21 protein-coding genes, 1 tRNA gene and 1 riboswitch are annotated in these 22,624 nt (G+C 67.8%); of the genes, 2 read left to right on the plus strand and 20 right to left on the minus strand.

Annotated features, from left to right (window positions below; translation table 11 throughout):
• Window positions 1–3: 3 nt before the first annotated feature.
• The 7 genes from cobO to CLD20_RS04835 form a co-directional block, all read right to left on the minus strand.
• Window positions 4–627 (minus strand): cob(I)yrinic acid a,c-diamide adenosyltransferase, encoded by a 624-nt coding sequence (cobO, locus tag CLD20_RS04805; protein ID WP_224405448.1) that lies wholly within the window; start codon window positions 625–627, stop codon window positions 4–6.
• Complete coding sequence (gene cobN, locus CLD20_RS04810) at window positions 624–4,502, minus strand: cobaltochelatase subunit CobN (RefSeq protein WP_224405449.1); 3,879 nt, start codon at window positions 4,500–4,502, stop codon at window positions 624–626. The genes cobO and cobN overlap by 4 nt, the downstream gene beginning before the upstream one ends.
• Window position 4,503: 1 nt before the next feature.
• Complete coding sequence (gene cobW / locus CLD20_RS04815) at window positions 4,504–5,550, minus strand: cobalamin biosynthesis protein CobW (RefSeq protein WP_224405450.1); 1,047 nt, start codon at window positions 5,548–5,550, stop codon at window positions 4,504–4,506.
• A complete protein-coding gene (cobU, locus tag CLD20_RS04820; RefSeq protein WP_224405451.1) occupies window positions 5,547–6,089 on the minus strand; it encodes a bifunctional adenosylcobinamide kinase/adenosylcobinamide-phosphate guanylyltransferase in 543 nt (180 codons plus the stop codon). Before cobU ends, cobW begins: the two co-directional genes overlap by 4 nt.
• A complete protein-coding gene (locus CLD20_RS04825) occupies window positions 6,086–6,811 on the minus strand; it encodes a CbtA family protein (RefSeq protein WP_224405452.1) in 726 nt (241 codons plus the stop codon). Before CLD20_RS04825 ends, cobU begins: the two co-directional genes overlap by 4 nt.
• A 7-nt stretch (window positions 6,812–6,818) precedes the next feature.
• Window positions 6,819–7,004 (minus strand): CbtB domain-containing protein, encoded by a 186-nt coding sequence (locus CLD20_RS04830; RefSeq protein WP_224405453.1) that lies wholly within the window; start codon window positions 7,002–7,004, stop codon window positions 6,819–6,821.
• Window positions 7,005–7,031: 27 nt separating this feature from the next.
• A riboswitch (cobalamin riboswitch) is annotated at window positions 7,032–7,248 on the minus strand.
• A complete protein-coding gene (locus CLD20_RS04835; protein WP_224405454.1) occupies window positions 7,247–7,693 on the minus strand; it encodes a hypothetical protein in 447 nt (148 codons plus the stop codon). It overlaps the preceding riboswitch by 2 nt.
• Before the next feature lie 66 nt (window positions 7,694–7,759).
• On the opposite strand from CLD20_RS04835, the gene CLD20_RS04840 reads away from it, so the two are divergent.
• A tRNA-Asn gene (locus CLD20_RS04840) sits at window positions 7,760–7,835 on the plus strand.
• A gap of 154 nt (window positions 7,836–7,989) precedes the next feature.
• Here CLD20_RS04840 and CLD20_RS04845 read toward each other — a convergent pair.
• The 3 genes from CLD20_RS04845 to CLD20_RS04855 all read right to left on the minus strand — a co-directional run bounded on the left by CLD20_RS04845 (window position 7,990) and on the right by CLD20_RS04855 (window position 9,890).
• Window positions 7,990–8,166, minus strand: a complete 177-nt coding sequence (locus CLD20_RS04845) for a hypothetical protein (RefSeq protein WP_224405455.1) — start codon at window positions 8,164–8,166, stop codon at window positions 7,990–7,992.
• A 66-nt stretch (window positions 8,167–8,232) separates the two neighbouring features.
• Complete coding sequence (locus CLD20_RS04850) at window positions 8,233–8,994, minus strand: glutaredoxin family protein (protein WP_224405544.1); 762 nt, start codon at window positions 8,992–8,994, stop codon at window positions 8,233–8,235.
• Window positions 8,995–9,029: 35 nt separating this feature from the next.
• Window positions 9,030–9,890 carry a DUF305 domain-containing protein gene (locus tag CLD20_RS04855; RefSeq protein ID WP_224405456.1) on the minus strand — a complete coding sequence of 287 codons (861 nt, stop codon included), beginning with the start codon at window positions 9,888–9,890 and terminating at the stop codon, window positions 9,030–9,032.
• 204 nt (window positions 9,891–10,094) lie between these two features.
• On the opposite strand from CLD20_RS04855, the gene CLD20_RS04860 reads away from it, so the two are divergent.
• A complete protein-coding gene (locus CLD20_RS04860; protein ID WP_224405457.1) occupies window positions 10,095–10,367 on the plus strand; it encodes a metal-sensitive transcriptional regulator in 273 nt (90 codons plus the stop codon).
• 734 nt (window positions 10,368–11,101) lie between these two features.
• Here the strand turns inward: CLD20_RS04860 and CLD20_RS04865 are convergent.
• From CLD20_RS04865 to CLD20_RS04910, 10 genes are all read right to left on the minus strand, one after another.
• Window positions 11,102–13,216, minus strand: a complete 2,115-nt coding sequence (locus CLD20_RS04865; RefSeq protein ID WP_224405458.1) for a sodium-translocating pyrophosphatase — start codon at window positions 13,214–13,216, stop codon at window positions 11,102–11,104.
• A 158-nt stretch (window positions 13,217–13,374) separates the two neighbouring features.
• A complete protein-coding gene (locus CLD20_RS04870; protein WP_224405459.1) occupies window positions 13,375–14,634 on the minus strand; it encodes an MFS transporter in 1,260 nt (419 codons plus the stop codon).
• Entirely contained in the window at window positions 14,631–15,599 is a 969-nt protein-coding gene (thiL, locus tag CLD20_RS04875; protein WP_224405460.1) for a thiamine-phosphate kinase, read from the minus strand. Before thiL ends, CLD20_RS04870 begins: the two co-directional genes overlap by 4 nt.
• Window positions 15,600–15,604: 5 nt before the next feature.
• Window positions 15,605–16,153 (minus strand): transcription antitermination factor NusB, encoded by a 549-nt coding sequence (gene nusB, locus CLD20_RS04880; RefSeq protein ID WP_370636809.1) that lies wholly within the window; start codon window positions 16,151–16,153, stop codon window positions 15,605–15,607.
• Window positions 16,089–16,538 (minus strand): 6,7-dimethyl-8-ribityllumazine synthase, encoded by a 450-nt coding sequence (ribH, locus tag CLD20_RS04885; protein ID WP_224405462.1) that lies wholly within the window; start codon window positions 16,536–16,538, stop codon window positions 16,089–16,091. Before ribH ends, nusB begins: the two co-directional genes overlap by 65 nt.
• A gap of 21 nt (window positions 16,539–16,559) precedes the next feature.
• Entirely contained in the window at window positions 16,560–17,156 is a 597-nt protein-coding gene (locus CLD20_RS04890; protein WP_224405463.1) for a riboflavin synthase, read from the minus strand.
• Window positions 17,156–18,256: a bifunctional diaminohydroxyphosphoribosylaminopyrimidine deaminase/5-amino-6-(5-phosphoribosylamino)uracil reductase RibD gene (ribD, locus tag CLD20_RS04895; protein WP_224405464.1), complete on the minus strand. Its 1,101-nt coding sequence runs from the start codon at window positions 18,254–18,256 to the stop codon at window positions 17,156–17,158. The genes CLD20_RS04890 and ribD overlap by 1 nt, the downstream gene beginning before the upstream one ends.
• Complete coding sequence (gene nrdR, locus CLD20_RS04900) at window positions 18,249–18,764, minus strand: transcriptional regulator NrdR (RefSeq protein WP_224405465.1); 516 nt, start codon at window positions 18,762–18,764, stop codon at window positions 18,249–18,251. Before nrdR ends, ribD begins: the two co-directional genes overlap by 8 nt.
• Before the next feature lie 37 nt (window positions 18,765–18,801).
• Window positions 18,802–20,106 (minus strand): serine hydroxymethyltransferase, encoded by a 1,305-nt coding sequence (gene glyA, locus CLD20_RS04905; protein ID WP_224405466.1) that lies wholly within the window; start codon window positions 20,104–20,106, stop codon window positions 18,802–18,804.
• Window positions 20,107–20,296: 190 nt separating this feature from the next.
• Window positions 20,297–22,486 (minus strand): esterase-like activity of phytase family protein, encoded by a 2,190-nt coding sequence (locus CLD20_RS04910; protein ID WP_224405467.1) that lies wholly within the window; start codon window positions 22,484–22,486, stop codon window positions 20,297–20,299.
• Window positions 22,487–22,624: the final 138 nt, after the last annotated feature.

Below are 22,624 nucleotides of genomic sequence, written 5' to 3' on the forward strand. Positions count from 1 at the left end.
GGCTCAGAATTCGATTCCGCGCTGGGCCTTCACGCCGGAGCGGAACGGGTGCTTCACCTGGGTCATGTCGGTGACGAGGTCGGCCGCCTCGACAAGTTCGTCCTTGGCGTTCCGCCCGGTGATGACGACGTGCTTCATCTCAGGCCTTTGTGCAAGCGCATCAAGCACTTCCTCGACGGGGAGATAGTCGTATCGCAGCACGATATTGAGCTCGTCGAGGAGGACGAGGTCGTGCTCGCCGTCGGCGATCATGGCCTTCGCCTTCTCCCAGGCGCCGCGCGCCGCCGCGATGTCGCGGCCGCGATCCTGCGTCTCCCAGGTAAAGCCCTCGCCCATCGTCGCCATCGTCACCTGGTCGGCGAACTTTTCCAGCGCCTGACGCTCGCCCGTCTCCCATTTGCCTTTGACGAACTGGACGATGCCGACCTTCATGCCGTTGCCGAGGGCGCGGAAGACGAGGCCGAAGGCGGCGGTCGATTTTCCCTTGCCCTTGCCGGTATGGACGATGAGAAGCCCCTTCTCGACCGTCTTCGTGGCAATGATCTTGTCGCGCGCGGCCTTTTTGCGGCGCATTTTCTCCGCGTGCCGGAGGTTCAGTTCCTCCTCGCTCAATTCGGCCTTGGTCATCGTTTCTCCCCGCCGGCGAGAAGCGCCAGCTCCCTGTGCACGGAATTGCGGTGCGGCACCCAAAGGCCCCGCTCGATCGCCTCGGAAAAGCGCTGGGCGATCTCCTTCAGCGCCGGCGCATTGTTCTCGGCGAGGAAGTCGCGCACATCCTCGTCTTCCAGATAGGCGCCGTAAAGCTGGTCGAAATGGTGGTGCTTCACCGCCGGCGTCGTCGCCGCGAAGGCGAAGAGATAATCGACCGTGGCGGCGATCTCGAAGGCACCCTTGTAGCCGTGGCGCATGACGCCGGCGATCCATTTCGGGTTCGCCGCCCGCCCGCGCACGACGCGCGCGAGTTCCTCGTCGAGGCCGCGAATGACGGGCCGCTCGGGCCGCGAATGGTCGTTGTGGTAGGCGCGCGGGGCGCTGCCCTTCAGCGTTTCCACGGCCGAGGAGAGCCCGCCCTCGAACTGGTAGTAATCGTCGGAATCGAGAAGGTCGTGCTCGCGGTTGTCCTGGTTCTGGACGATGGCGTCGGTGGCCTTCAGGCGCGTCTCCAGAAGGCCGCGGCTGCGCCCGCCCTCGCCTTCCGCGCCGCCCCCATAGGCATAGGACGACCATTCCAGGAAGGCCGAGGCAAGGTCGCCGCGCTTTTCCCAGATCCCCTCGTCGATCAGCGCCTGCAGGCCGGCGCCATAGGCGCCCGGCCTGGAACCGAAGACGCGGAAAGCCGCGGCGCGGCGCGCCTCTTCCTGCGAAAGGCCATCGGCCTGAAGCCGGCCGCTCTCCTCGCGGATGCGCGCCGCAACAGGATTGGCGTCGGCCGGCTCGTCGCGCTCGGCGACGGCGAGCACCGCCTGATGGAAGAGGTCGATCTGGTGCGGGAAGGCGTCCCGAAAGAGGCCGGAGATCCTGAGCGTCACGTCGATGCGCGGGCGCATCAGCTCGCTAAGCGGGATCACCTCGATGCCGGTGACGCGGCCCGAAGCTGGCTCCCATTGCGGCTTCACGCCGAGGAGCGCCAGCGCCTGGGCGATGTCGTCCCCGCCGGTGCGCATGTTCGACGTGCCCCAGACCGTCAGCGCCATCGCCGCCGGCCATTCGCCCTCGTCGGCGTAGTAGCGCTCTGCGAGAAGATCGGCGGAGCGCCGGCCGAGCGCATAGGCCGCCCGGGTGGGCACGCCGCGCACATCGACGGAATAGAAGTTGCGGCCGGTCGGCAGACAGTCGTCGCGCCCGCGCGTCGGCGCGCCGGACGGCCCCGGCGGTATGAATTTCCCAGAGAGCGCAGCGAGCGTCGCTTCGATCTCGCGCGAGCCGGAAGCGTCGAGGCGCGGGGCGATGTCCCCGGCGATGGTTTTGAGGACGGCAGCCGATTTCGGGCCGGGCTGCGCGACCGGCAGGGCCTGTTCCCTCCCCCCTTGCGGGCGAGGGTTAGGCAGGGGGTCGCCCGGGACTGGATTTGGATTACTCGCCGAAAGATCGAGTGACCCCTCCCCCAGCCCCTCCCCGCAAGGGGGAGGGGTGCCCTCCTGAGCTTCTGGCAAGGCCGCCACCAGCTCCGCCGCCAAAAGCTCCAGCCGCTCCACCGTGTCGCCCGTGGTGCGCCAGACGACATCGGAGAGCCGCGCCAGAGCCTTGGGCCGCGGCCCCGCCCAGGCCTCGTGGAAGGCGCAATCGAGAGGATCGAAGGAAAGGCCGAGATCGTCCGACAATGCCCTGAGGAGCGAAGCCTCCGCGGCCACGCCGGACTTGCCGGAACTGGCGCGCGGCACGCGCGCCAGCGCGACCAGCGTATCGGCCCTCAGGCGTCCCTCCGGGCTCTCGCCGAGGATATGCAGCCCGTCGCGGATCTGCAGCTCTTTGAGGTCGCAGATCTGCTCGTCGAGCTTCAGGATGATCTCCTCGCGCGCCGCGTCGGGCCTGAGGCCGAGGTCTTCCAGAAAACCGTGCCTTCCGGCAATCTCGGAGATATTCTCCGCGACCTCCTTCGCGCGCCGCTGGTCGGCAAGGTCGGCGGCGGCGTATTCGTCGATGAGGTATTCCAGCTCCGCCGCCGCGCCATGGCTTTCGGCGCGGGTCATCGGCGGCATCAGATGGTCGACGATGACGGCGGAGGCGCGGCGCTTGGCCTGCGCGCCCTCGCCTGGATCGTTGACGATGAAGGGATAGACGAGCGGGGTGGGCCCGAGCGCCGCCTCCGGGAAGCATTCTTCCGAGAGTGCCAGCGCCTTGCCGGGCAGCCATTCCAGGTTGCCGTGCTTGCCCATATGGACGAGCGCGTCGGCGCGAAATTCCCGCCGGAGCCAGGCGTAGAAGGCGAAATAGCCATGCGGCGGGACGAGCGCCGGATCGTGATAGGAGGTCTTCGGGTCAATGTTGTAGCCGCGCGCCGGCTGCACGCCGATGGCAAGGCCGCCGAAGCGATGGAGCGCAAGGCGGAAGGCACGCTCCTGCGATGAGAAGAAGGGATCCGCCTCCGGCGCGCCCCAGGCCTCGCTCACCTGCCGCCGAACCCCTGCCGGAAGGCTCTGGAAGAAGGCCTCGTAGGCGGAGAGCGAAAGCCGTTCGCCGCCGACCTTCTCGTCCATCGCCGCGAGCGCGTTCGTCGGCCCGGCAAGGATGATCTCCATCAGCGCCTCGCCGCTCTCCGGCGCGCCGGAGACGTCAAACCCCTCCGCCGCCATGGCGCGAATGAGATTCGCCGTGGAGGCCGGCGCGTCGAGGCCGACGCCGTTGGCGAGCCGGCCATCCTTGTTCGGATAGTTGGAAAGGACGATGCCGATGCGCTTCTCCGCGTTCGGCTTCTCCGCCAGCCTTGCCCAGCCAGCGGCAAGATCGCCGACGAAATCGACCCGGTCGGCGAGCGGGCGGTGCGTCATCGGCCGGCATTCGGTGCGCGGCTCGAAGGCCCCCTCCTCCTTGAAGGAGACGGCGCGGGTGATGAGGCGCCCGTCCACTTCCGGCAGGACGACGTTCATGGTGAGGTCGGAGGGAGAGAGGCCGCGCGGATGCTCGCGCCATTTTTCCTCCGGCACGCCGGCGAAGGTCGCCTGCAGCACCGGCCGGCGGGCATCGTCGAGGACGGTGCGGCCGGATGGATCGCCGGCCTTGCCGAGCGCGAAGGCCGTGGCGTTGATGACGAGCGCCGGATCGCGGGCCGCAAATGTCTCCGCGACGAAGCGGGAATCGGCCTCCTGCTTGAGGCTGGAGACGAAGACGGGCAAGGGATCGAGCCCACGCGCGGCGAGTGCGGCGGCGAGCGCATCGACCGGCGCCGTCTGGCCCGATTGCAGGAGCGCCCGGTAGAAGACGATGGCGGCGGCGCGGCCATCGCCGCGCGGCATGGTCTCCGGCCGGTAGAGGCCAAACGCAGGAAGCGCCTCAGGCGGCTTCGGCATCGCCCCATGGCCGGCGAGATGCCCGGCAAAGCGCAGGAAATTATCGAAATTCTCCGCCCCGCCCTCGGCGAGATAGGACCACAGGAGCCGGCTTTCGTCCGCGCCGAGCGAGCCGGCGGCGGCAAGCTCGAAATCCCATTTCGCCTCGCCGGGCAGGAGCGCGACCCTGGCGCCGCTCGCCCGCGCGGCTTTGAGCGTCTCCTCGACGCCGTAGCGCCAGTAGCCGATGCCGCCGAGAAGGCGAAGCACGACGAGCCTGGCGTGCGCGAGCACGCTCTCCACGTAGAGGTCGACCGAATACGGATGGGCAAGGCCCATCCAGTTGGCGAGCCGGATCGACGGAAAATCGACGGGCAGCCGGTTCGCCGCCGCGGCGAGCCCGGCGATCTCCGTATCGGCGGCGGAAAGGACGACGATGTCGCCCGGCGACTGGCCGAGATCGACCGCCTCCGCCGCCGCGTCGAGCCCGCGGCTCTGCCCCCTCAGGATATGCAAATCAGGCTCCCAGAGCCTCCGCAACGGCGGCCTGATCGAGATCGGAAAGGCCGATCACGACGAGTTTCGGAAGGCTCGCGGCATTGCCGTTCGGCTTGTCGAACCAGGTCTCCAGCCGCTGCCCGACCGCCTGCACGGCGAGCGGCGCCGGCTTGCCGGAGATGGCGATGCGCCCCTTGATCCTGAGGACGCCCGGCAGGGCGAGCGCCTGCTGGACGCGGCTCTCCGCCTCCCCCTTGTCGGCGGCGGTGACGGAAAGGCTGAAGGAATCGAAATCGTCGTGCTCGTGCTCCTCGCCCTCCATCTCGTGGTGGCTGAGGCGGTTGTGGCTGTCGTCCTCCGCGCCGGCGCCGACGCCGAGCAGCACCTCCGGCGGGACGATGCCGCGCGAGGAACGGATGACGGAGGCCGGCTGGCGCTTGTCCTCGCCGATGCGCGCCTCGACCTTCAGGATCCCCGCCTCGTCGACGAGGTCGCTTTTGGCAAGGATGATGAGGTCGGCGCAGCGCAGCTGATCCTCGAAGAGCTCCTCGATCGGATCGTCATGGTCGAGCGAGGCGTCCGCCTCGCGCTGCGCCTGCACCCGCGCCTCGTCGCTCGCCATGCGCCCGGCCGCGACGGCCTCCGCATCGACGACGGTGACGACGCCGTCGACGGTGACGCGGTGGCGCACGGAGGGCCAGGCGAAGGCCTTCACCAGCGGCTGCGGCAGGGCAAGGCCGGACGTTTCGATGACGATGTGGTCGGGCGGGCTCTCGCGCGAAAGGAGGCTCTCCATGGCGGGCAGGAAATCGTCGGCGACGGTGCAGCAGATGCAGCCATTGGCGAGCTCGACGATGTCGTCCTCCCCGCAGGCGGGGCTGCCGCAATCGGAAAGGATGCCGCCGTCGAAGCCGGTATCGCCGAATTCGTTGACGATGAGGGCGATCTTCCGCCCCCCGGCATTTTCCAGCATGTGGCGGATGATCGTCGTCTTTCCGGCCCCGAGGAAGCCGGTGACGATGGTGGCGGGGATGCGCGCCGGTGAACTCATGGCCGGTGAACTCATGATGGTAGCTTTCCTTTGAAGGCCATCGGCAGGCCCGCCGCCATGAAGACGACGGTGTCCGCGACGGCGGCGATATCCTGGTTGAGGCGGCCCTGCGCATCGCGGAAGCGGCGCGCCAGCGCATTTTCCGGCACGATGCCGAGGCCGACCTCGTTGGCGACGAGGACGAGGCTTCCGCCCGCCTCGCCGATCGTCTGGGTCAGCTCCACGGCGGCCGCGTCGAGATCGGCGCCGCCGAGGAGAAGGTTGGTGAGCCACAGGGTAAGGCAGTCGACGAGGAGATAGGTGCCCTCGCCGCTTTCCCGCCGGATGGTGGCGGCAAGCTCGACGGGGGCTTCCAGGTTGCGCCAGGGCGGGCCGCGGCGCGACCGGTGCGCGGCGATCCGCGCCTCCATCTCCGCATCCTCTCCCATCTCGCCCATGGGCCGGTAGGTGGCGACGTAGACCGGCTCAAGGCCGCTCGCCGTCACCATCCTTTCCGCATAAAGGCTCTTGCCGGAGCGGGCGCCGCCGAGGACGAGCGTCGCGCCCGCGCTCATGGCCCTTCCGCAAGGCGCCGGTAGACGGCCCCGCCGGCAAGCCCGATGACGGACCAGGTGATGGCCGAAAGCACCAGCGAGACGGCGGCGAAATGCCCGGCGAGCTCGGCCGGCACGCCGCTCATCGGTTCGGGCGCCGGCGGCGCGCCGACGACATGCGGCACGATGAGGATGGCGACGCCCACGATGCGGATCGCCCAGTTGCCGGAAAGGAACATCGCCGCAAGGCCGATCGCCGTGGCGGCGGCCGTCGCCACCCACCAGAGCTGGCGCGCGGCGAGCTCGCCCGCGGCCGAGCCCGGCAGTTCCGGCGGCAGGCCGAGCGCCGGGGCGAGCGCGGTCGCCGCAAACGCCCCGAGGCCGAAGAGCAGCGCGCCGCGCGCCTCGATGCGCCGGCCGGAGGCGGCCATGGCGCCGAGGAGCATCAGCGCATAGCCGATGGAAAGGACGATGGAGGCCGCGCTCGTATAGAGCGTGCGCTCCAGCCCGTCTTCGGGGGCCCAGGCGGCGCCGGCGTGATCATGCGCCTCACCCTCACCATGCGTGGACATGGCGACGGCGGCGCCGTCGGGCGCGGCGGGAAGCCCGGGGGCGGCGGCAGCGGTCTCGTATTTCTCCGCTTCGAGGATGAGCGGGGTCGACACGAAATACTGGAAACTCGCCGCCACAAGCCCCGCGAGGAGCCCGGCCGCGGCCGCGCTCAGCACGATGTTGCGGAACATGGCTGCCTCAGTGGCAGGGAAGCGCGAAGGCGTGGCGCGTGTCGTGCGTGGAATTGTGCAGGACACTCGACCAGGCGAAGCCGGCGGTACCGACGATGAGGGCGCCCACGAGGAGCGCGGCGAGCGCGGGCATCATGGCCGAGCGCGCGGCTGCGGCCGCCTCGGTCCTGCGGAGCGTCTGGGTGTTGTTCATAGTCCCTCCCTGCCGTCCCACCGACGGCGCTTGGTGTCCTGCTCCGGCAGGTCTCCTGGCTTGCGGGTCACCGCCCAGCCCGCGCCTTCCCGTTGCCGGTGGCCTATCGCGGGTGGGCTCTCCGCTCACAGTTGCGGGGGCAGCTGCGGTTTGAGGACCCCTGCTTGGGTCGTCCCTACCGCATTCCCTTTTGATCCCCGGGCGCTTTGCGCCGTCATCGGGAACCGGAGCCTATTTTTGAATTATGCCGAATCGTCACGCCGGCGCAAGGCCGGCTCTGCCGGTCCTGGCTCCGGCCCGAACCCGGGGCCGGTGCTCGAGGCACCCGCCGCGGCGGACGCGGCCGCCTGCGTGCCGGAAGGCGAAGGCCGCGGGCCGACCTTCGGCGTCGCCCCGTCGAGCTTTCTCGCGAGCCCCGGATAATTGGTGTGGAACCAGACGGCGAAGCGCCGCCGCCAGCGTCGCACCAGCGGGATGTCGATGGAAAGGACGATAAGGCCGAGCGGCAGCATCCAGAAGCCGACCACCGGCAGGAACCAGAGGCAGCCGCCGAGAACGAGAAGCACGCCGAGCCCGACGCGCAGGAGCCGGCTCTGCGGCAGCGGCACGGAGCGCCCGAAAAGGTGCAGGCCGGCATTGCGGCGGTTGTCGTTTCCGGCGCGCGGCGGCCGTGATCGCTGGTTTGTCATTTTGCCACAAATGGGATGCGCGCCGGCGCTTGCAATGGCCGCTTCATCTGCTATATCGCCCCCCGATCCCCGGTAGCTCAGTTGGTAGAGCAAGCGGCTGTTAACCGCTGGGTCGCTGGTTCGAGTCCGGCCCGGGGAGCCAACCTTCCACACATCACGCACCGCTCGGGGCTACACTGGGCGTTACAAGAGACGCCGGTCAGGCGGCTCTGGGCTAGCGCTTGGTGGGGCGCTTCGCCGTGCCCACTGAACTGCCGAATTCCGCGCCATTCGAGATAGCGCGCAACTCAAAACGGCTAAAGCCGTCTCGATGGTTCGAATCCCTTGCTCTCCAGCAGACCGAGAAACGCAACCAGGATCGCCGCCTGCGGCCTGTCATTGGAGTTCGGTTTCATCGCGCGGACGGCCAGAAGGCCGTAGTGGTGGCCCATCCCGAAGGCGGCAACCAGCACGAAACCGAGCAGAAGCGCCATTCCTCATTTCCTTCATAAACAATACGCCGCCGCTGAATACGACCGTCCGACGCGAAGTGGGAACAGCTATCCTAGCCAAAGCATCCGGGCTGGCATCCAGATCGCCATGGCGATCATCATCAGGTTCTCGGTCAGCGAGACGAAGCCGAGCGGCACGTTGCTCGACCCGCCGACGCAGGCGCATTTGAGTTCGCGCTTGTCGATGTAGACGGCTTTGAAGACCGAGGCCGCGCCGACGGTGCCGATGACAAGCGCGACCGGCGCCGCGATCCAGATCAGCGTGCCCGCGATCATCAGGATGCCGGCCAGCGCCTCGCCGAACGGATAGACGTACCCGTACCGGACCCAACGGCGCGCCAGCAGGTCGTAGTTCAGGAACATCGTCGAGAAGCTCTCGAGGTCCTGCAGCTTCTGGACTGCGAGGAGGCACATGCTGATGGCAATGAACCACTCGAAGGCCCGGATGCTGAGCACGGTCCCGAACGCATACCAGCTGACTGCGAGCGCCATGAGGAAGGCGACGGAGAAGATCGCGATGACGGGCTGGTAGCTGTTCTCGCCTTCGTCCTTGACCTCCTGACCGAAATGCTCGCGGAGGTCGTCGTAGCCGCCAATCCGCTCGCCGCCGATGAAGGTCTGCGGCGTCGTGTCGACGCCGTGCTCCTTCTTGAACGCTTCTGTCGCGTCGCGCGTTTCGAGGTGATGGTCCTCGACCGTGAAACCCTGCCGCTCGAGCAGGTCCTTCGACTTCAGCCCGTAGGGGCAGAGATGGTCGGGCATGACCATCCTGTAGAGGATCGCGGTCTTGCCGCTCTGGTCCAACGCCATGGTGCCTCCTTCGGCGAAAACGTTCAACTTGGTGCTCAGCCCGCATCGCAACTGTAGAAGCCGCGGTAGCCGACGCTAAGCCCCTCATCGAGTTCGAAGACGAGCTCCGCGTTCTGGCGCCAGTCGGCCTCCTCGCCGAGAGGCTGCACGGTGATCGTGGTCCCAGGCGCCGAGAACGTCGCCGCACCCCCCTGCGGCTCACCCTCCGCCTCCAGCGAGATCAGGATTCCGTTCAGCCTCATCGCGGCCGCGCCGCCTTCGCTGGCCCAGAGGATCGGGTCGGTCTCCGGGCTGCGGTTGAACGTGCAGGGGGCGGTCGTCCCGAGCACGCGGTCGGCCTCCGCCTCCGGCATCGGCGCAAGGTCGAGCGTGCCGACGAGGGTATTCGAAAGCGCGTCTTCGACGCTGCCCGGCTCGGCCGGCGGGTCCTGGTAGATGCTCTCCACCACGTTCCCGTCCGACACCTCGGCGATCAGGTATCTCATTTCGGCGATCTCGCGCCGTTGCGCCTCAATGATCTCGTCGGCGAGCTTGCGCACGCGCGGGTCGCGGATTTGCGCGCGTTCAGAGGTCATGATGGCGATCGAGTGGTGGGGGATCATCGCTCGCATGTAGCTCGGGCCGGACACCGTGACCTGGCTGCGCACCAGCCAGAGCGTCAGGGCAAAGACGACGACCGCGCCTGCGAAGATCGCGATGTTGAGCGCTTTGTTCGAGTACATGCCGAGCATGTAGGCAAGCATGATGACGGCCATCGTCGCCCCCATCATGATCGCCATGTAGGTGCGCGTCTCGGAGAAGAAGACGTGCTCCCAAGCGTAGGTGTTGAGGTACATCAGGATGAACATCACCACTGTGGAGGTGAGTATCATCAGGCTGAAACGGATGTAGGACATGTCGCGACTTCCTGCTCGCTCTGCAATCTGCTTGAGGGCAACTGGGCGACCGCACCTGCAAACGCAGAACTTGGCAGGCGTTCGGCAACGCGGCCCGATACCCCAAGGGGGTATGGATTCAACACGCTCCTTCGTGTGAGGTTCCGAGGAACCCTCCCGGACCCAAGCCGGTTCTTCCGTATCGCAGGAAGAGATCAGTCCGACATGAAAGATCGAAAGCAAGCAGCCATCCAACGACTGGCGCGCCTTGAAGGACAGGTGCGTGGGGTTGCCCGCATGATCGAAGAAGATCGTTACTGCATCGACATTCTCAATCAGTCCCTGGCGATCCGGTCGGCCCTTTCGCAAGTCGAAATTCTGATCCTGCAGGATCATGCGGATGCCTGTGTGGACGATGCGATCCGCTCACAAGATCCCGACGCGCAGCGTCGCAAGTTCAAGGAACTGATGGAAGTTTTCGAGAGAGTCTGCCGGTAGCCATGATTTGTGCATAAACATCAAACATTACAGTCAGTTAGAGCGGAGAAGGTTGGATATCAGGCCCATCCCTCCGCCAGTACCCTAGAAGCCCGGAAATCAGGGCACTCTCAGCCTCCCAGACACTCTCAGTCATCCTCGCCCGATCGGCTGAGGGCCTCACCACGCCAAGGCGACTATTCTTCTGTCTCTGAGTCGGGTTTGTCGTGAGGCGGGAAGGGAGCGCCCACCTCCTTCAGTGCTCAAGTCAATTTAGCGAACAGGTTGGGATGCCCGTGAACGCCCTTTGGATCACGCTTTACGGTAGTGGGGGGCGGCTTAAGAAAGCCCGCGTTCAAGGTCGCGTATATAGAGGGTGAGTTGCATCTAGCGCGTTAGCTTATCTCCTCTCTTCGCTTCCGGCCTCGCTCGGTCCCCGACCGTCATGCGCTGCTACCAAGCATTGAGGACTGGCGTATTCCGGCCTCCAGACGCCGTTCGCCGCAGCCAGCACCCGAAGCTTCGCCAGATCCCTCTTACCCTTCTCGTCCTTCGTCGCCTCGGCCAAGGGCCGGTGTTATCTTCACCACACCAACCGCTCCATTCGCCATTGATCGAGCAGGCGGAATTCCGAGGAAGAGCTTTCAGAGCCTCTGCGCCGAAGACACAAAAAACGCCGGCCGGGTTTCCCCGACCGGCGTTTGTGATTCTCAGGCCGGAGCGGCTTTCGCCGCTCCGATCTCCCAAAAGAGTCCTCAGTGGGCGAGAACGGCGAGCAGCAGGAGAGCCACGATGTTGGTGATCTTGATCATCGGGTTCACCGCCGGGCCGGCCGTGTCCTTGTAGGGATCGCCGACCGTGTCGCCGGTGACGGCGGCCTTGTGGGCCTCAGAGCCCTTGCCGCCGTGATTGCCGTCCTCGATGTACTTCTTGGCGTTGTCCCAGGCGCCGCCGCCCGTCGTCATGGAGATGGCGACGAACATGCCCGTGACGATGACGCCGAGGAGCATGGCGCCGAGCGAGGCGAAGCCGTTCGACTTGCCGGCGATCAGGTAGATGGCGAAGAAGCAGACGATCGGCGACAGCACCGGCAGCAGCGAGGGGATGATCATCTCCTTGATCGCGGCCTTGGTGAGCATGTCGACGGCGCGGCCGTAATCCGGCTTCTCCGTGCCTTCCATGATGCCCGGCTTCTCGCGGAACTGCCGACGCACTTCCTCCACCACGGCGCCACCGGCACGGCCGACGGCCGTCATGGCGATGCCGCCGAAGAGGTATGGCAGGAGGCCGCCGAAGAGGAGGCCGACCACGACATACGGGTTGGAGAGCGAGAAGTTGACCGAGACGCCGTCGAAGAACGAGCCCGGCTCCGCATTGGCGGAGAAGAAGGCCAGATCTTCCGTATAGGCGGCGAAGAGCACCAGCGCGCCGAGACCCGCCGAGCCGATGGCATAGCCCTTGGTGACGGCCTTCGTCGTGTTGCCGACGGCGTCGAGCGCGTCGGTGGTGTTGCGCACCTCGGCCGGCAGGTCGGCCATCTCGGCAATGCCGCCGGCATTGTCCGTGACCGGGCCGAAAGCGTCGAGCGCGACCACCACGCCGGCGAGCGCCAGCATCGTGGTGACGGCAATCGCGATGCCGAAGAGGCCGGCGAGCGCGAAGGCCGACAGGATGCCACCGATGATCACCAGCGCCGGCAGCGCCGTCGATTCCAGCGAGATCGCCAGGCCCTGGATGACGTTGGTGCCATGGCCGGTGACCGAGGCGTCGGCGATGGACTGCACCGGGCGGTAGTTGGTGCCGGTGTAGTATTCCGTGATCCAGATGATGAGGCCGGTCACGGCAAGGCCGACGATGCCGCAGAAGAAGAGGTCGCCGCCGGTGAAGGAAAGCCCGGCGGGGGTGGAGAACTGCGTGCCCCAGCCGATCACCAGGATGACGATGCCGGCAAGCGCCACGGCCGAGAGGACCGCGGTGGCGATGAAGCCCTTGTAGAGCGCGCCCATGATGGAATTGTTGGCGCCGAGCTTCACGAAGAAGGTGCCGATGATGGAGGTAACGACGCAGCTCGCCCCGATCAGGAGCGGGAAGGTCATCAGCGTCGCGGCGTCGGCCCCGGAGAAGTAGATGGAGCCGAGCACCATCGTGGCGACGATGGTGACGACGTAGGTCTCGAAGAGGTCGGCGGCCATGCCGGCGCAGTCGCCGACATTGTCGCCGACATTGTCGGCGATGGTGGCCGGGTTGCGCGGATCGTCCTCGGGGATGCCCGCTTCCACCTTGCCGACGAGGTCGCCGCCGACATCCGCACCCTTGGTGAAGATGCCGCCGCCGAGACGGGCGAAGATGGAGATCAGCGAGGCGCCGAAGCCGAGGGCGACGAGCGCGTCGACCACGATGCGGTCGGTGATGCCGTGGCCGAGGACCTGCGTCAGAACCGTGAAGTAGCCGGAGACGCCGAGGAGCGCCAGGCCCGCCACCAGAAGGCCGGTGATGGCGCCCGACTTGAAGGCGATCTCCAGGCCGCCGCCGAGCGAGATCGAGGCGGCCTGCGCGGTGCGGACATTGGCGCGCACGGAGACGAGCATGCCGATGAAGCCGGCCGCGCCGGAAAGGATGGCGCCGATGGCGAAGCCGATCGCCGCTTCGAGCGACAGCAGGTACCAGGCGAGCGCGCAGACGACGACGCCGACGATGGCGACGGTGGTGTACTGGCGGGTCAGGTAGGCGAGCGCACCCTCGCGGATGGCGCCGGCGATTTCCTGCATGCGGGCATTGCCGGTATCGGCCGACATGACCGACTGGATCGCCCAGACCGCATATACAATGGATAGCAGGCCGCAGGCGATGACGACGTAAAGCAAGATCATGTAGTTTCCCCCGAGGGCGGACCGGCGGAGCGCCGGACGTGAATCGAGGCCCCTTGCACATCGGCATCGCCAAGCGCTGGAGCCTCACCTATCGCGGCGGGGTATTGACGAAAGAACAGGCCCCGTCAAGGGCTGGAAAGCTGAGCCGGAGGACAGCTTTAGCTTCGAACGGCGCGTCTTTTCTGCACCGCCAGAAGGATAAGCAGGCCGACCAGAGGCAGGGCCGCAATGGGGATCACCGTCCAGGCGACGGCCGACCAGCCGCCCGCAACCAGGATGCGGCCGGAGGAAAACGACGCAACTGCCACCGCCCCGAAGACGAGAAGGTCATTAAATCCTTGAACACGCTCGCGTTCTTCCGGCTCGTAGGTGGTCGCCACCAGCGCCGTGGCGCCGAGGAAGCCGAGATTCCAGCCGATGCCGAGGACGACGAGCGCGCCCCAGAAATGGAGGAGATCGATGCCCGTCAGCGCGATGGCGGCGCAGACGAGGAGAAGGATGAGACCGGCCGCCACGACCCGCTCCGAGCCATAGCGCGCGATCAGCGTGCCGGTGAAGAAGCTCGGCGCGAACATGGCAATGACATGCCACTGGATGCCGAGGAACGCCGCCTCCTCCGGCAGGCCGCACCAGACCATGGCGAGCGGCGCGGCCGTCATCATCAGGTTCATCAGCGCATAAGAGATGATGGCGCAGGCGACCGCGACGAGGAAGCGGGGCTGGACGAGGATCGCCGTCAGCGGCCGCCCGCCATGGCGCCGGTGTCCGGCGGCGGGGCGCGGCGCATGCAGCGTGGTGAGCACGAGGGCCGCCAGGATCATCAGCCCGGCCGCGGCGAGATAGGGCGCGGCGAAGGGCACGAGCGGCCAGGCATTCTTGGTATGGATGACGGTCTGCGGGCCGATGATGGCGGCGAAGATGCCGCCGATGAGCACGAGCGAGATCGCCTTCGGCCGGAAGGTGGGGCTGGCCGTATCGGCGGCGGCGAAACGGAACTGCTGCACGAAGGCGGCGGTGAAGCCCATCAGGAAGGCGCCGAGGCACAGAAGCGGGAAAGAGGCGAAGGCCATCGCGGTCGCTTCCAGGAGCGCCCCGCCCGCGCCGACCAGCATGCCGGCGATGAGGCCGAGCCGGCGCCCGAATGTCCGCTGCAGCAGCGCCGCCGGCACCGTGCCGATGGCCGTGCCGACGACGAAGGCCGTCAGCGGCAGGGTGGAGAGCGACTTGTCGCTGCCGAGCAGCATGTGGGCGGCGAGCGAGGAGATCGAAAAATTGATCGGCCCGCCGGCGCCGGCGATCGCCTGGGCTGTCGCCAGCACGATGACGTTGCGTTTGGCGGTGCGGTCGTCCACGAGGACGGGCTGGCCGATGCCGGCCTCCTCGGTCCCGATCGACGTCGTCTCGGCCGAATGGCTCACAAGGCTTCTCCATGCACGAAGGCGCGGCGCGTCAGCGCCAGTTCGGCGCCGCCCCGCACGAGGCGCGCCCTGCCCTCGCCCTGTTCCAGCGCGCCGATGCGCGCCACCGGAACGCCCGCCTCCCGCGCCGCCCGGCGGAAGGCTTCTTCCTTCGCCGCGGGGATGGCGGCAAGGATCTCGTAGTCGTCCCCGCCCGTGACCGCATCCTCGAAGGAAAAGCCGCCGAGCCTTTCGATGGCCGGATCGAGGGGAATCGCGTCGGCCTCGATGGTGGCGGCAAGGCCGCTCGCGGCGGCGAGCTTGTCGGCGTCGCCGGCAAGCCCGTCGGAAATGTCGATGGAAGCGCTCGCATGGCAGCGCACGGCCTCGGCGAGCGCGGTGCGCGGCAGCGGTTCGCGGTAGCGGGCGACGAGCCGGTCGCGCTCCTCGGCCGAAAGGTCGCCGCTTGCCCGTTCCGTGAGAAGGGCGAGCCCCACCGCGGAGCCGCCGATCGTGCCGGAGACGTAGAGCGCATCGCCCGCATGGCCGCCGGAGCGATGGACCATGGTGCCTTTGGCAACCGCCCCGATGGCGGTGACCGAGACGGTGATGCGGTCGGGCGAGCCGACGGTGTCGCCGCCGACAAGGTCGATGCCGTAGGCCTCCTGGTCGCCCTTCAGCCCTTCGCAGAAGGCTTCAAGCCACGCCTCGTCGCAGGCGCCGGTCGCCGCCAGCCCCATGAGGTAGCCGACCGGCCGCGCCCCCTTGGCGGCAAGGTCTGAGAGATTGACCCGCAGCGCCTTCCGCGCCACCGAGGCGGGCGGATCGCCGGGCAGGAAATGCACCCCCTCCGAGATCATGTCCTTGGTGAGGACCAGATCCTCGCCCGGCGCCGGCGCCAGAAAGCCGGCATCGTCGAGGAGGCCGAGCGCGCCCCTTCCGGCGAGCGGACGGAGATAGCGGTCGATGAGGGAAAGCTCGTCCAAGCCGGCTAGCTCGAAAGGGCCGGGTCGAACTCCTCCGGGCGCAGATCGTGCGCCACCTTGTCGAGGACGGCGTTGACGAGGCCCGGCTCCTCCTTCTCGAAGAAGGCATGGGCGACGTCGAGATATTCGGAAATGACGACGCGGGCCGGCACGTCGCGGCGCGAGCGCAGCTCGTAGACGCCGCAGCGCAGGAGCGCGCGCAGCGTCACGTCGAGGCGGGCGAGCGGCCAGCTCTGGGGCAGCGTCGTATGGATGATCGGATCGATGAGGCCCTGCTCCTTGACGACGCCGGCGACGAGAAGGCGGAAGAAGGCCGCATCCGCCGCCTTCAGCGTCTCCCCCTCCAGCTCTTGGCCGAGGCGGTAGGCCTCGAACTCCGCCACGACGCGCGGCAGGCTCGCCCCGCCGACATCCATCTGGTAGAGCGCCTGCACGGCGGCGAGCCGCGCGGCGCCGCGCTGGTTGGCGGCCTTCGATACGCTCGTGGGCTCAGCTTCCGGCAAGGCCCCACCTTCCTCTGAGTTCGGCCATCTCGGCCGCGGCGGCGGCCGCATCGGCGCCCTTGTTCTTCGATTCGACGCCCGCCCGCGCCCAGGCCTGCAGCGCGTTCTCCACGGTCAGGATGCCGTTGCCGAGCGCCAGGCCTTGATCGGTGACGAGGTCCATCACCGCGCGCGCCGATTCGCCGGCGACGATGTCGTAATGGCCGGTCTCGCCGCGGATGACGCAGCCGAGAAGCACGTAGCCGTCATAGTGCAGCCTTCCTTCCTCGGTCGCGATCAGCGCCATGGCGAGCGCGCCCGGAATTTCCAGGACGCCCGGCACGGCCACGCGGTCCCATGTGATGCCGCGCTTGTCGAGCTCGGCGGTGGCACCGCGAGCAAGCTCTTCGGCGAGGTCGTGGTAGAACCGCGCCTCGATAATCAGAAAATGGCTCATTGTCCGTTCGTGTTCGGGCGCTCATCCACCGCGCAGGCGGTCGAGGTAGCGCGCAACGAGGTCGATCTCAAGGTTGACGACATCCCCGGCCACGCGCTCGCCCCATGTGGTGACGGTGAGGGTGTGGGGAATGATCATCACGGTGAAGGTGGCCCCCGCGACGGAATTGACCGTCAGCGAGGTGCCGTCGAGGCCGACCGAACCCTTTTCCGCGATGAAGCGGGAAAGATGATCCGGCACGGCGAAGCGGAATTCGGCCATGTCGCCGTCGGAGCGGCGCTCCAGGATTTCCGCGATCCCGTCGATATGGCCGGTGACGAGATGGCCGCCGAGCTCGTCGGCGGCGCGCAGCGCCCGTTCCAGATTGACGCGCGTGCCCGGCTCCCAGCTGCCAATCGTGGTGCGCGCCAGCGTTTCGCTGGAGGCTTCCACCGCGAACCACGGCCTGCCGTTCGCCCCCTTCTCCACCACGGTCAGGCAGGGTCCGCCGCAGGCGATCGAAGCGCCGATCGAAACGGTCTCCGGATCGTAGGCGGTGGCGAGGCGAAAGCGCTTGCCCGCCGCAAGGTCGTGGGCGGAAACGACTTCGCCGATATCGGTGATGATGCCGGTGAACATCAGGCAGCTCTTTGGTAGCGGGTCAGGATGTCGGGGCCGAAGCGGCGCCTCGCGGCGCGAAGAAAGGCCTCGCTTGCGGTTATGGACGAAAGCGGCCGCTCCGCAAGGGCCGGGATGCCGCGCGGGCCGAGAACGGCGGCGCTCTTGAAGATCAGCGCCTCGTCGACGGCGTCCGCATCGAGGAAGGAGGCGGCGGTCCGCGCCCCGCCTTCGACGAGGAGCGAGGTGATTCCCTCGCGCGCGAGCGCGGCGAGAGCGGAAGGAATGGCGTGCGCGCCGGGCTCGATCTCGATCCAGCGTAGCGCATCGCCGCGCCGCGCCATTTGGGCGGCCAGCGCGCCCGCCGGCGCCTTCGGCGAGAGGAGCCAGGTCGCAGGGCCCGCGCCGAAGAGCTTCGCCCCGGCCGGCACGTCGCCCGAAGCGCTGAGGACGAGACGCAGCGGCGAACGGTGCTCCAGCCCGGGCAACCGGCAGGTGAGTTCGGGATCGTCGGCGCGCAGCGTGCCCGCCCCGACGAGAATCGCATCGACGCGCGAGCGCAGGGCATGGACGTGCCGGCGGGCGATCTCGCCGGTCACGGCGACCTGCCCCCTGCCCGCAATGCCGATCGCGCCGTCGGAAGAGACGGCGAGCTTCAGGGTAACGAAAGGCCTTTGCCGCGTGATGCGCGAGACGTGACCGCGATGGGCGGCGCGGGCCTCGGCCGTCTCGATCGAGGCCACGGCAAGACCCGCCCCTTCAAGAATCGCAATGCCGTTACCTGAAACGCGCGGATCGGGATCCGCCAGCGCCACGACGGCGCGGGAAAGACCCGCGGCGACGATCGCCTCGGCGCAGGGCGGCGTCCTGCCATGATGGGCGCAGGGCTCGAGCGAGACGTAGATGGTCGCGTCCCGGGCCCACTCGCCGGCCTTTGCAATCGCGATCGTTTCCGCATGCGGCCGGCCGCCGATCGCCGTGCGCCCGCGCGCCAGCACCCGGCCATCCCTGACGATGATCGCGCCGACGGCGGGATTGGGGTGGGCCTCGCCAAGCGAGAGCCGGCCGAGACGGATGGCGGCATCGAGGAAGCGGGAATCGGTTTCCCGGCCGTCAGACATCGTCCTCTTCGACGAGCGGCGGGCGGGGCGGCGCGCCGAGATCGCGCTCCTCGTGCACCCGGCCGGAAATCTCCGTCAGAAGCTCCTCGAAGTCCTTCGCCTCGCGGAAATCGCGGTAGACGGAGGCAAAGCGGACATAGGCGACGTCGTCGAGACGCCGCAGCCCCTCCATGACGAGAACGCCGATGTCGCTGGAGGGGATCTCCGCCTCGCCGCGCGATTCCATCTGCCGCACGATGCCGGAAACCATGCGCTCGACGCGGTCCGGATCGACATCGCGCTTGCGCACCGCCACCTGCACGGAGCGCATCAGCTTGTCCCGGTCGAACGGAACCTTGCGGCCCGATTTCTTGACGACCGTGAGCTCGCGCAGCTGCACGCGCTCGAAGGTGGTGAAGCGGCCGCCGCAATCGCCGCAGACGCGGCGCCTGCGAATGGCGTTGCCGTCCTCGCTGGGGCGCGAATCCTTCACCTGCGAATTGTCGGCCCCGCAATAGGGACAGCGCATCGGGCCTCGCTTTCCGTGTCCGTCCGGCCTGTCGGCCTTATTCCTGATAGATCGGGAAACGTCCCGTCAGCGCCGAAACGCGCTCGCGCACGGCCGTCTCCACGGCGCCGTTCGCCTCCTCGCCGTTCGCCTTCAGCCCGTCCAGGACCTCCACGATCATATCGCCGACCTCCTGGAACTCGGCCGTGCCGAAGCCGCGCGAGGTGGCCGCCGGAGAGCCGAGACGGATACCGGAGGTGATCGTCGGCTTTTCCGGGTCGAACGGCACGCCGTTCTTGTTGCAGGTGATCCAGGCCCGCCCGAGCGCGGCTTCCGTCGCCTTGCCGGTCAGGCCCTTGGGGCGCAGGTCCACGAGCAGGACATGCGTGTCCGTGCCGCCCGAGACGATGTCGCAGCCGCCGCGCACCAGCGTCTCGGCGAGCACGCGGGCATTATCGACCACGTTCTTCGCATAGGTCTTGAACTCCGGCTTCAGCGCCTCGCCGAAGGCGACCGCCTTGCCGGCGATGACATGCATCAGCGGCCCGCCCTGGAGCCCCGGAAAGACGGCCGAATTGATCTTCTTGGCGATGTCCGCGTCGTTGGTCAGCACGAGGCCGCCGCGCGGCCCGCGCAGCGTCTTGTGGGTCGTGGAGGTGACGACATGGGCGTGCGGGAACGGGCTCGGATGCTGCCCGCCGGCCACGAGGCCGGCGAAATGCGCCATGTCGACCATAAGATAGGCGCCGACCCGGTCGGCAATCTCACGGAACTTCGCGAAATCGATGACGCGGCTGTAGGCCGAACCGCCGGCGATGATGACCTTCGGCTTGTGCGTCTCGGCGAGCTCTTCCAGCTGTTCCTCGTCGATGCGCCCGTCCTGCTTCCTGACGCCGTACTGAATGGCGTTGAACCACTTGCCGGAAAGATTCGGCTTGGCGCCATGCGTGAGGTGCCCGCCCGCATCGAGGCTGAGGCCGAGGATGGTGTCGCCCGGAGCGGCAAGCGCCAGAAGCACCGCCTGGTTCGCCTGGCTGCCGGAATTGGGCTGCACATTGGCAAAATCGCAACCGAAGAGCTCCTTGACGCGCTCGATGGCGAGATTCTCAACCACGTCCACATGCTCGCAGCCGCCATAATAGCGCCGGCCGGGATAGCCCTCCGCGTATTTGTTGGTCAGCACCGAGCCCTGCGCCTCAAGGACGGCGCGCGAGACGATGTTTTCCGACGCGATCAGCTCGATCTCGTGCCGCTGGCGGCCGAGTTCGGCCTTGATGGCATCGGCGATCGCCGGGTCGCTCTCGCGAAGGGAAGCGGAGAAGAAGCGGGACGGCAATGCGGTCACGCGGGCGGCATCTTGCATGGGCGAGTTTCCGTTGGCTGGCGGCGGCCGGCGGCGCCTCGCACCCCGGTCCGGCTTTGGCCGCGCGATTAACACAGAAGCCGGGGGACGCAAAGCACGACGGCCGGCCCTCCCGCAAGCAATGGGAGAGCCGGCCGCCGGTATCTGGAACCGCAGCGCGCCCGCGCCGCGGCTTGCTTCCGAAAAAGCCTCAATGGGTGAGCGCGGCCGCGTCGAGGGCGATGAAGAGAGTCTCGCCGTTCGAATCATCGACGCCGTCATTGTCGGTGACGATGTAGCCCCTGCCCTCGCCGTCGAGCGCGAAGCCCTCGACCTTGTCGACCACGTAGCCATGGGTGGATTTGAGATCGGGCAGAAGATCGCGCACGAGCGTCTTCGTCACCACGGGAGGCGCTTCGCCGGGCGCGGCCGGCGCGATGCCTTCCAGCGAGACGGCGTAAAGCCGCTTGATCCGCGCCGCATCGCCGATCTGGTTGTCGCGCTCCAGGATGAGGAAGCGATCTGCGCCTGCGGCGGTGATCTCCGAAAGGCCGACCCATCCCTTTTCCGGCGTGTCGAGCGGGTAGTGGACGACGCCCCATTCCCCGCTCGCCGGCTTGTAGGAGAGAAGCTTCACCATGCCCTTTTCGTCGTCGCCCCATTCGCGCTGGACGGCGAGCCAGACGGTCTCGGCCTCGCCCTCGCCGGTGACGGCGACGCCTTCGAGGCCGAAGCGCACCGCCTGCGAAGCGAGCGCGTCCGGAAGCTCGATGTCGGCCTCGACGCTGCCATCGGCGGCGACCCGCAGGAGGCGGTTGGCCTTCTCCTTGTCGGGATTGCCTTCCGAGGCGAGCCAGAAGCCGCCCTCGGGCCGCACGGCGATGCCTTCAAGGTCGAGCTTTTCGGTCGGCGCGCCGCCCGTCGTCACCGTGACGGCCGAGACGATCTTGGCGGGCCTGGCGTTGGCGTCGATCGTGAAGATCCGGCCTTCGCCGTAGAAGCTGTCGGAGACGCCGTAGAGCTTTCCGGCCTCGGCCGGATCGGCGGCAAGCCCTGAAAGGGCGCCCCAGCCCCTTATGTCGTCGGAGGCCGTCAGCATCGGATAGGAGGCGCTCTCGCCGCCGCGCTGATAGATCATCACGCTGGCGCGGGCCCCGCCATCCTCGACAAGATCGGCCTCGTTCGCCGTGACGAAGAGGTTGCGGGAGGGAATGGCGAGAAGGCCTTCCGGCGCGATGCCCGAGGGCAGGACCTGCAGGAATTCCGGATCGCCCCCGGTGTCGCGATAGACGGCGACGAAGGAGGAGCGCTCCGTGCCGACGAAGATGAGCCGGTCCTTGCCGAAGGTGCCGACCTCGACGCCCTCCGGCTCCGTGCCCTTCTTTCCCGAGCGCTTTTCCGGGTAATGGCCGATGCGCATGGCGAGCCGTTCGATCGCATCGCCGGAATCGAAGAGCACGTCCCCGCCCTTCTCGAAGATGGTGAAGCCGCGCGAGCCGCCCTTGTAATCGCCCTCATTGGCGGTGACGAAGCGGTCCTCGTCGATCCACTGCACGCCGTCCGGCTCGCGCGCGAGCCCGGCGAGATTCCCGTCCGGGCGGATAAGCCCGTCCTTCTCCGTATCGATCCCCTCAAGGTCGACGGTGCCGGCCGAATAGCCGCGCAGCACCTTGCCGCTCGCGATGTCGACGACGGCGATGGCGTTGTTCTCCTGCAGCGTCACGACGGCCTCGCCCGCCTCGTTGATGTCGACGAATTCCGGCTCCGCGTCGTCCGGCGCGATCTTCGAGATGCCCGTGAGGTCGATCTCCTGCATGCCGTCGCAATCGGCCGCGCCGTCCCGGACCGGGAAGGTGACCAAAAGGCCGGTCGGGGCCTGCGGGATCTCGCCGTCATTAAGCTCCTCGTCGCGCTCATTCTCGATGACGACGGCGACCTTCGTGCCATCGGCCGTCATCGCCACCGAATCGGGCTGGCCCGGCAGCGCGCAGGTCGCCTCGATCTTCCCGGAGGCGATATCGACGACGGCGAGTTCGCCGGAAGGCTCTGTGTAGCTCCTGGACGTGACGACGGCGACGAGCGCCCTGCCCGCGGCGACCGCGACGGAGGTCGGCTCGCCGGGGAGCGCCACGAAACCGGCCGGCTTCGGCGCGGCGGGATCGGAGATGTCGATGATGCCGACAGCCTCCTGCTCGGCGTCGGTATAGACGAGCGTCATGCCGTCCTCGCTCGCCGCGATGATCTCCGCGACGGTCGCCTTCTTCGCGTCGCGGTCGGCCGGGAGGTTGGCGAGCACCGGAAAGGTGGCGATCCGGTTGAACATTTCGGTGCTCTGGGCTGCCGCCGGCAGGCTGCAGGCCGCGGCGAGCGCGATGACGCTGCTCGAGAGGAAGAGGCGCATTCTGTCTCCGCTACGAATTGGGGCTACGAATGGGGCCGGGTGCCGGCAAGGGCGGCGTAACCGCAGCGGAACCATTGTGCGAAGGACAGACGACACCGCGATGACATCCGCGGCCGAGGCCACGCAAGAAGGCGGGAT

The organism is Afifella sp. IM 167, from assembly GCF_020144925.1.
Classification (GTDB): Bacteria; Pseudomonadota; Alphaproteobacteria; order Rhizobiales; family Afifellaceae; genus Afifella.